At 61.9% G+C, this 5,651-nt stretch carries 12 protein-coding genes and 1 pseudogene; all 13 read right to left on the bottom strand.

Translation table 11 applies throughout. The features are described 5' to 3' along the window. Positions 1-897: pseudogene (locus G8767_RS34820) on the bottom strand (HNH endonuclease); the annotation flags it as partial. A 158-nt stretch (positions 898-1,055) separates the two neighbouring features. Further along, positions 1,056-1,532: a hypothetical protein gene (locus G8767_RS34815; RefSeq protein ID WP_166814226.1), complete on the bottom strand. Its 477-nt coding sequence runs from the start codon at positions 1,530-1,532 to the stop codon at positions 1,056-1,058. Continuing rightward, positions 1,529-1,891: a hypothetical protein gene (locus tag G8767_RS34810; RefSeq protein WP_166814224.1), complete on the bottom strand. Its 363-nt coding sequence runs from the start codon at positions 1,889-1,891 to the stop codon at positions 1,529-1,531. Before G8767_RS34810 ends, G8767_RS34815 begins: the two co-directional genes overlap by 4 nt. A 34-nt stretch (positions 1,892-1,925) precedes the next feature. Beyond that, positions 1,926-2,186, bottom strand: coding sequence for a hypothetical protein (locus G8767_RS34805; protein ID WP_166814222.1), 261 nt, complete (start codon positions 2,184-2,186; stop codon positions 1,926-1,928). Next, positions 2,186-2,392, bottom strand: a complete 207-nt coding sequence (locus G8767_RS34800) for a hypothetical protein (protein ID WP_166814220.1) — start codon at positions 2,390-2,392, stop codon at positions 2,186-2,188. The genes G8767_RS34805 and G8767_RS34800 overlap by 1 nt, the downstream gene beginning before the upstream one ends. After that, entirely contained in the window at positions 2,389-2,517 is a 129-nt protein-coding gene (locus G8767_RS36465) for a hypothetical protein (RefSeq protein ID WP_277346953.1), read from the bottom strand. Before G8767_RS36465 ends, G8767_RS34800 begins: the two co-directional genes overlap by 4 nt. Further along, positions 2,514-3,056, bottom strand: a complete 543-nt coding sequence (locus tag G8767_RS34795) for a hypothetical protein (protein ID WP_166814218.1) — start codon at positions 3,054-3,056, stop codon at positions 2,514-2,516. Before G8767_RS34795 ends, G8767_RS36465 begins: the two co-directional genes overlap by 4 nt. Then, positions 3,053-3,328 (bottom strand): hypothetical protein, encoded by a 276-nt coding sequence (locus G8767_RS34790; RefSeq protein WP_166814216.1) that lies wholly within the window; start codon positions 3,326-3,328, stop codon positions 3,053-3,055. Before G8767_RS34790 ends, G8767_RS34795 begins: the two co-directional genes overlap by 4 nt. Further along, entirely contained in the window at positions 3,325-3,711 is a 387-nt protein-coding gene (locus G8767_RS34785; protein ID WP_346843070.1) for a DUF4326 domain-containing protein, read from the bottom strand. Before G8767_RS34785 ends, G8767_RS34790 begins: the two co-directional genes overlap by 4 nt. Continuing rightward, positions 3,708-4,028 carry a hypothetical protein gene (locus tag G8767_RS34780; RefSeq protein ID WP_166814212.1) on the bottom strand — a complete coding sequence of 107 codons (321 nt, stop codon included), beginning with the start codon at positions 4,026-4,028 and terminating at the stop codon, positions 3,708-3,710. The genes G8767_RS34785 and G8767_RS34780 overlap by 4 nt, the downstream gene beginning before the upstream one ends. After that, entirely contained in the window at positions 4,025-4,642 is a 618-nt protein-coding gene (locus tag G8767_RS34775; RefSeq protein WP_166814210.1) for a hypothetical protein, read from the bottom strand. The genes G8767_RS34780 and G8767_RS34775 overlap by 4 nt, the downstream gene beginning before the upstream one ends. Then, the gene (locus G8767_RS34770) at positions 4,639-4,890 is read right to left on the bottom strand and encodes a hypothetical protein (protein ID WP_166814208.1); all 252 of its coding nucleotides are present in this window, start codon (positions 4,888-4,890) and stop codon (positions 4,639-4,641) included. Before G8767_RS34770 ends, G8767_RS34775 begins: the two co-directional genes overlap by 4 nt. After that, positions 4,887-5,489 carry an exonuclease domain-containing protein gene (locus G8767_RS34765; RefSeq protein WP_166814206.1) on the bottom strand — a complete coding sequence of 201 codons (603 nt, stop codon included), beginning with the start codon at positions 5,487-5,489 and terminating at the stop codon, positions 4,887-4,889. The genes G8767_RS34770 and G8767_RS34765 overlap by 4 nt, the downstream gene beginning before the upstream one ends. Positions 5,490-5,651: the final 162 nt, after the last annotated feature.

Here is a 5,651-nt window from a genome sequence, read left to right as displayed (position 1 = left end):
TGTTCCTCCGCGTCGGCGTTGTCGTCGGCGGCGTGTGCGTGCGGCTGAAGGTCGGTCGGTGGTGGAGTCTGGGCGTGACCCTATTTCGTGACCCTGCCCCTGCCCTGCCCCTGCCCTGCCCGCGCGTGCGCGCCCGTCCGCGCGCACGAGCACACTTTCGGCGTTTGATTTATCTGTGATCGGCCCCAACTGATTTGGGGTTTGATCTGACTTGTTCGTCCCTGCGGCAGATGGCGAGACGGCGGCTTTGCTGCGATTGCGGATCGGTGCTGGTTGCAACACCATTTCAGCTTCTTCGGGGCGACGGTTCGCCTTGTGTCGATTGCAGATTTCGCAGGCAACGACGATGTTGGCGGCACCCGCAGCGAGGTTCGGATCAACGTGGTCGAGGTGCGGTCGGACCGGTGATTTCCTGTCGTGCCGTCGGACTTCTGTTCCGCAGTATCGGCATGCCGCGACGGTTGGTTTCGTCGGGTCGAGGCAATCCCGCGCCCACACCGCTGCGACGATGGCCGGCTCTTTGAGTTCCTTCGATTTCGCGCGCTTCGTTTTGATCTGCTCGGCCGTGCCGTAACCGAACTGGCTCCAGTCGTGGAACAACCATGACCCTGCTGCGACCGGTCCGCAGCGGCCACACTTGTGGCCGCGCGTGTGCCAGAGCCCTGCGTCCACCAGAAGGTGGGCGAGCTGGTCGGCGAGAGATGGGTTCAGAATGATTCGAAGGATGTCGGTACGCGCTACGCGGCCTTCGGACATCGATGCTTGCGAATCCGCTCCGGCGAGTGTCCACAATCCGATTGCTGCAACACCCATCGGATCACCGGACGCTGCCATCGCGGTCAGCTTGCGTGGCTTCTTGTTGACCGGCAGCTGGTCGTCGACCTGAAAGAACGGCACGTTACTCGTGACTCCTTGTCTTGTTTGGTGTGCAGTCGCACCCCGCCGTCCAGCAATATGGTCCGGCGGGGCCGACTACGTGCGAGTAAACGAAGTGCCCGCAATACGCGCAGGGGAACTTGCGAGGATCGAGCTGAACCTCGAGCTCAACGAGGTCGTCATCCACCGGACCCGTCCAACGCAGCGCGCAGGTCGGACTCATCGTAAATGTGCGGCCGTCCGGCATCACTGACACAGTTACCTGAACCTTCACTGAGCGGGTTATTGCAGTTGCCACAACGGATCTCGCGAACCCTGGCGCTCGTGGCTTCAGCCTTTTCGGCGCGGGCTTTCCAGTAGTCCCGGTCCGCCACGGTCACAGGCCAAATCTCCATGGCCTTCCTGAGGGTTTCACGTGTCGGACCGATGAGCCGCTGAACGGTGTCGGTGAGTGTTTCGCCTCGATCGGAGGCATCGTCGACATGCTCACCCAACTGCTTTGCGAGCCAGTACGAGAGCGACACCGCCTCGTCGTACACCGTCTGCACGGGTTCCGCGAATTGACTCCCAGCCTCGTAGCCTTCGTTGAAGCTCGCTGCGTGTGCCTCGATGTCGTGGTGGTGGACGTGGACGACGGTCGGATCAGGCGCGGTCACGACGACACCTCGTCATATGTCGCGGCGAAGACGGTTGCCTTGCAAGGGTAGAAGCCTTCCGAATCTTTGAGAATCCACTCTCCGGTCTCGATCCCGAGCCACCGGCAGTTTGCATCTACGTAGAGTGCCGCCGTGCATCCCCTGGCGATCATGTCTCCGAGTTCGCGCCAACCCACCTGCTCTTGAGCTTCTTGTTTCGCCTCGTCGTGGGACAGGTCTAGAAACAGTTCGGCGATCGCGCCTGGATAACCCTGGGCAGCGCGTGAAGCGAATTCGACAGCAGCGTCATAGTTGTCGCCGGTCCACTGGATTGCCTGGATTTCGACGGGCTTCTTGCGGAAGGTCTTGACGGTGCTCATGGTGTCTCCAATGCTTCGGGTGCGATCTTCGTATTCATCGGGGCATCCATTCGAAGTGTTCGCATCGTTTGCGGTCGCTGTGTCCGGCGGGGCCGGGGTGTTTGATGTCTTTGAGGACGTGGATGTCGGTTCCGTTTGGTCCTTGGTCGCGCAGGCCCCACATCGTGGTGCAGATGAGGTCGCGGAATTCGCCTTCGCGGTCGGTCGAGGCTTCGACTTTTCCCCAGGCAGGTTCCTTGGCGTTGGTGGCGAGGATTTCGTCGCGTTGTCGGCATGACCGCGCACGCCACGGCATCAGGTAATCGCTCGCGGGAGAATGGCTGTGATCGTAATTTCAGGCGCGCCACCTGATCGCATACCGCTTTCACGCTGAGCAATCAACAGTTCGGTGTCTCGTGGCCACGAAACAGTTCCGTCGAGAAACGCTTGCAGATCAGCGAGTGTGAGGTTGCCGCGCTTGGCGAACGTGGCTGAGGTTTCGATTTTCGGTCGCAGGTTCATCGTGCGATTCCTGTCTGTGCGAGTGTCGTGGAGATCCAGGCGGAGATCCGGAAAGCGACGAACGCGGCAGCCGCGAAGGTGAGTGCAACGGCAGATCCCAGCGCGAGGATGTCGGTGGCGGTCATTCGGGCTGCTCCCCCACATATCGGACGTAGAGGCGCTTGCTCCGAACAGCTGCTTCGAAACCCGGGCCGAATCCGCCCTGCCCACGCCGCACCTGGCCGCCGAACGTGTCGACGGATTTGAACGGGTCTTCGGTGGACTTCTCGTAGTGGATCCACTGGCCGACGTTCTGCTTAGCAAATTCGATGAGTTGTGTTCGCACGCGTGGGATCTGTGGTGCGCGGCTCACGTTGCCGGTCGGGAGCGTCCCAACGAGCGTGAAAGCACTGGCCTTTGCCAGTTCAGCTGCAACTGGTTCCTCGCCTTTCGCGCGCATCTCGAGCCGCTCACGCCACCCCGGCCGCTGCGTTAGTTCGGCTAAACCTGGTCGCTGCGTGGAGAGTTCAGTCAAACTCGCCAAGACAGTGGTCGAGATGCCTGAGTCGTTGCGGGTCAAAGGTTCTCCCGGTTGTTCGATCTCGCGGGCCTCTTCGCGGGCTTCTTCGCGGCGGCGCCGGCGTTCTTCTGCGGCATCGGATTCTTCAACGGTCTGGTACATCATGGGTTTCGTCTCCATTCTTTGGCGTGGGGGCAGTCGACGAAGTGCGATTGATAGAGCGGGTATCCGGCCTCTGCCATGGCGGTGCGTTTGGTGCCGGTGACGACGGCGGCGTAGAGGTTGCCTGTCTGTTCGTGGAGTGCGAGGTTGCCGCTTGCCGTGGGTGTGGGATTGACGGGCATCAGTGCGTCACCTTTGGCAACTGTTTTCGCCCAGACGATTTCGGCGCGGCAGGATTTGCACTTCTGTGTGGCCGGGAGTTCGGATGGCTTCACTGCCGCTCTCCGTTCGCTATCTCGAGCAACACATCTGCATGACACGGAGAATCAAGTCGGCACCAGCAAGCGAGATCCTTGCCCTTCAATTCGTCCAGCGCACCGGCGATGATGATCATCGGCATGTGCGGGCCGAACCACCACCACTGAGAGTCCGGACCGAAGCGCAAGTCGCTGCGGAATGCGTCGTATGCCAATTGCTGTGGCCCGATTGTCGCGAGCCCGTCACCTCGATCGATCGCAGCGAGCTCATCGATACGGTTCTGCATCATCTCTACGGTGTACGGATTCCCGAATTTGGTTGGCCGGCCGACGTAGACAGCACCTTCCGGCATCTTCCAGCCGCGAGTGCGGCGGCGTTGGATCCTTTTGGGTGCGCTCACTTGTCCTCGTTTCGTTTGACGGCGATGAGGTTGGTTGGCATCCATCCCCCGCTGCGGATGTGTTTGCCGTCGGGATCGGTGGCGTGGAGGGTGTAGCGGATGTCGCCGTACTGGTTGGGTTGTGAGGTCACGCCGGTGAGGGTGGCCCAGCAGCGGACCCAGACGAGGCGTCCGAGGAACCGCGGGGCGAGGTCGCCCGGGGGTACGGATTGGCAGGTGCGGCGGTGGTTGTCGAGCATCTTCTCGTCGTTGGTCCGCGGTTCCGGGTAGGTGTCCGGGTGGCGGAGGCCGTCGACGTCGAACAGGGCCGCGGTCATGCTGACGCCCGTGTTGCGCGGTATTTCTGGATGCCCCAGACGATCGCGTGCAGGGATCGCAGGTAGTGGCGGTCGTAGTCGAGCAGAGGCCATTCCCACGAGTCGTAGTATTCGAAGTCGGCGTCGAGGTTTCGCTTGTCGCGATGACGGAAATTGTGCAACGCATTCCTGGCTTCGCTTTCATCCTCGGACCAAGCCAGAACGTCCTCACGAATTGCTCGCCACAGTGCGACGACATCGCCTGCGTAGTCGTGCCGACGCTCCCAGAAGTCTTCGACAACGAGCTTGATGAACAACTCTGGCGAGAAGGTCCGCCACTGTGAGGTGCCTTCGACCTTCTCTCCCCAGTAGTGCGGATTGATTCCGCCTTCTGATCGGTGTCCGCTGGTGGCGAAGAAATCGAACATGTCGGCGTCGCGGCTGAAGTGGAAGCTTTCGAGGTCTCCGGAAATGACGAGGTGACCGGGCCAGGTGATGAGATCCCATCCGTAGATGCCCGTTCCGGGTCTGCGGAATCTCAGGTGTCGATAGAGGCCGTCCTCGTGGAGGATCTTCATCTCATGTTCGGTGACCGACAGGTCGAATTCGCGCTTGACGGAGGCGAGGTCAATCATCGTGGTCCCTTTTCGAATTGGTCGGAGTGGTCGCGGCGGAGCTGGATGAAGGTTTGGGGTGGGATGTGGTGGCCGGCGAGTGTGTGGATGTCGAGGTGGTCGAGCATCGTGGGGATGTCGGTGGCGCGGATGCGGTAGTCGATGCCTGGCTTGCCGGTGACGGTGCAGGCCGCGCAGAGGAGCCAGCCGTTGGCGGCGATGACGTGGACGTCGGAGCCCTCGCGGTCGGGAGTCGCGTACGTCGTCATGGCTTCGTCCGGAGCGGGCTGAACGTGTAGGTGAGGGCGTCGTACCAACGTCGGACCCATTCGGCATCACCCATGGCGGTGTGGCGTTCGTCTTCGCTGGGTGGTTCGACGTCGCAGTTCGCGGACAGTTCGTAGGACTTGTACGGAAGTTGTGCGGCGGTGCGGAATTCTGCGAGGCCGGATTCTTCTGCGCGACCGTGGAGGTAGCCGAGTGCCATCGATGGCAGGTCAATGAGGTGGTAGTCCCAGCGAGGCATGAGCCCGTGGCGGCGAAGCATGCCGTCGAGGGTTACCTCGTCGAAGTTGATGTTGACTCCGGCGAGCTGCGCGTCAGCGGTGAAGTACTCGACCTGTCGCGCTGCGGCCGATTCCGGCAGGCTGCCAAAGCTCGCCGCGGGGTCCGAGTTGTGCCGTTCGTGGAATCGCCCAATGGCGAGTGCGCTTTTGTCGGCGTGAGAGAGGTCGACGTCGACGACCTGGATGAGCAGGCGGGCGTCTTCGCATCCGGGTTCGCGGCGGATCATGGCGATTTCCCAGGGGCGGCGGGTGGTCGGGTGGAGTCCGGTGGTTTCGGTGTCGAGGAAAACGATGGCGCTCATTGGGGTGTCCTTCGTTCAGCAGTTGGGGGTGACGTACACGGCGCGTGCTGCGGCGGCGGGGCGGCAGGTGGGGCAAGCCACTGCCTGGCCTTCGGAGTTCTCGGGGAGCCATCCGTGGTCGCAGGCACCGCATTCGGGTTTTGCTGCGGGAGCGGCGGTCTG

The organism is Rhodococcus sp. IC4_135 (assembly GCF_011602025.1).
GTDB lineage: Bacteria > Actinomycetota > Actinomycetes > Mycobacteriales > Mycobacteriaceae > Rhodococcus_F > Rhodococcus_F baikonurensis.
The sequence above is the reverse complement of the archived record's forward strand: the minus strand, read 5'-3'. Positions and strand labels throughout refer to the sequence as shown.

Excerpts from the sequence above, each read along its gene's own strand:
- G8767_RS34810 (WP_166814224.1), bottom strand. The coding sequence starts at position 1,891 with ATGAGCACCGTCAAGACCTTCCGCAAGAAGCCCGTCGAAATCCAGGCA.
- G8767_RS34805 (WP_166814222.1), bottom strand. The coding sequence starts at position 2,186 with ATGCCGTGGCGTGCGCGGTCATGCCGACAACGCGACGAAATCCTCGCC.
- G8767_RS34800 (WP_166814220.1), bottom strand. The coding sequence starts at position 2,392 with ATGAACCTGCGACCGAAAATCGAAACCTCAGCCACGTTCGCCAAGCGC.
- G8767_RS36465 (WP_277346953.1), bottom strand. The coding sequence starts at position 2,517 with ATGACCGCCACCGACATCCTCGCGCTGGGATCTGCCGTTGCACTCACC.
- G8767_RS34795 (WP_166814218.1), bottom strand. The coding sequence starts at position 3,056 with ATGATGTACCAGACCGTTGAAGAATCCGATGCCGCAGAAGAACGCCGG.
- G8767_RS34780 (WP_166814212.1), bottom strand. The coding sequence starts at position 4,028 with ATGACCGCGGCCCTGTTCGACGTCGACGGCCTCCGCCACCCGGACACC.
- G8767_RS34775 (WP_166814210.1), bottom strand. The coding sequence starts at position 4,642 with ATGATTGACCTCGCCTCCGTCAAGCGCGAATTCGACCTGTCGGTCACC.
- G8767_RS34770 (WP_166814208.1), bottom strand. The coding sequence starts at position 4,890 with ATGACGACGTACGCGACTCCCGACCGCGAGGGCTCCGACGTCCACGTC.
- G8767_RS34765 (WP_166814206.1), bottom strand. The coding sequence starts at position 5,489 with ATGAGCGCCATCGTTTTCCTCGACACCGAAACCACCGGACTCCACCCG.